The sequence below is a fragment of the Mesorhizobium sp. M1A.F.Ca.IN.020.06.1.1 genome (assembly GCF_004023265.1).
Taxonomy (GTDB): Bacteria; Pseudomonadota; Alphaproteobacteria; order Rhizobiales; family Rhizobiaceae; genus Mesorhizobium.
This window is the reverse complement of record NZ_RZSR01001566.1, coordinates 1-749: the sequence shown is the minus strand read 5'-3', so window position 1 is coordinate 749 and position 749 is coordinate 1. Positions and strand designations below refer to the sequence as shown.

The 749-nt window shown below is 59.7% G+C and carries 1 protein-coding gene; it reads left to right on the top strand.

Annotated elements, in window-relative coordinates:
* Positions 1-535, top strand: a 535-nt coding sequence (locus tag EOA60_RS35575) for a peptidase (RefSeq protein WP_128312760.1), incomplete at its 5' end; no start/stop codon positions are given.
* Positions 536-749: the final 214 nt, after the last annotated feature.

Sequence of the window (749 nt, the reverse complement as noted above, 5' to 3'; positions counted from 1 at the left end):
CAACAAGGCGGCCGGCGACCGTCACGAGAAGCTGCTCGAGACCCCGTCAATGTACCAGACGGTGCGGCTGGTCGGCGAGACGGTGAAAGAGGTGATCGCACAGTCTTCGCCCGCCGGCGATCAAGCGGATTCCTATTTCAACGCCTCCTTCATCCTCGGCGGCCAAATCAAGGGCAGCCAACCCCGGCTGTTCATGATCTATCCCGAGGGCAATTTCATCGAGTCGACCGACGACACGCCATTCTTCCAGATCGGCGAGACCAAATACGGCAAGCCGATCATCATCCGTGCCTATGACCGTACGATGAGCCTGGCCGAGACGGCGAAGCTGCTGTTGGTCTCCTTCGACTCGACGCTGAAGTCGAACCTGTCGGTCGGCCTGCCGCTCGACCTGCTCTTCCTGGAACTGGATGCTTTCAAGGTCGGCCTGAAGAAGCGGATCGGTCATGACGACCAATATTACCGAACCATATCGGATGGCTGGTCCAACGCGCTAAAGGCGGCCTTCGCCAGCCTGCCCGATTTTCCCGGCTAGGGCGTTCGCCTACGAAGCGCATTATATTTAACATGTTAATTAAAGGTCGAAGTGGCGGGCCGATCAAGGTCCGGCGGCTGCTGAGAGGATACATGGACAAGAAAGAATTCCGCGATTGGTCGAGGCGAGCCGCGGATTGGGGCGTGGACTACCGGTCCAGCCTGCGCGATCGTCCGGTGCGGCCGGCGATCGCGCCCGGCGACATATTCAGGAG